The 714-nt window shown below is 35.6% G+C and carries 1 pseudogene; it reads left to right on the top strand.

Annotation, left to right across the window (positions count from 1 at the left end):
• Positions 1–38: 38 nt before the first annotated feature.
• Positions 39–599: pseudogene (locus RR45_RS10900) on the top strand (DUF6287 domain-containing protein); the annotation flags it as partial.
• Positions 600–714 lie beyond the last annotated feature (115 nt).

Here is a 714-nt window from a genome sequence, read left to right as displayed (position 1 = left end):
GGAGCTACCCACTATTACTAATATAAGGAGAGAATATAATGAAAAAAACAAAATTTTTGAGTCTATTACTACTAAGCCTTGTTGTTTTAGGAGCTTGTTCAAATACTGAAAAGCGCACAACTCAAACCTCCAAAAGTAAAACTGCTCAAAATTCAAAGCTAAAAGATGACATCAAACAATCTTCTGCTGATTCAACAACACCTGAAGTATCTGCTCCAGCATTACAAGTAGAAAACAATGCAACTGAACATGATTTAGATATAGATGCGATTAACCATGGTGATATTACAACACTCATCGGCACATGGCAAAATGGTCGTGGTGAGACCTTGGCTATCGCAGCTGATGGTACATGTGTTTATACAAGTAATGACGGTGATATCGTTAGCCATTATAAAATTCAAACAGTTCCCGATTCAGATAAAACCTCAAAAATTCCTTATGCTGATATCAAATTTGAATCGGTTGGTGGCGCAGCCCTAGGCTTATATAAAATCGGTTTCAGTAATCCCGATGGTGACCAATCTGACATCAGTAAACCTCGAGTGAGTATCTCTCAAAGCGCAGGTGATTATCCTGCTGATGCTTATTTCTATCGCCTGAACTAATCTATTCTTAAAACCATTCTCAGCGCATATTATACTAAAAAATCTACTAGAATTTCTCTAGTAGATTTTTTTAACTTATGATTTGTCAAATTAAGTTAGAATAAAA

This window comes from Pseudolactococcus chungangensis CAU 28 = DSM 22330 (genome assembly GCF_002441885.1).
Lineage (GTDB): Bacteria > Bacillota > Bacilli > Lactobacillales > Streptococcaceae > Pseudolactococcus > Pseudolactococcus chungangensis.
This window is presented reverse-complemented; position numbering and strand designations above follow the sequence as displayed.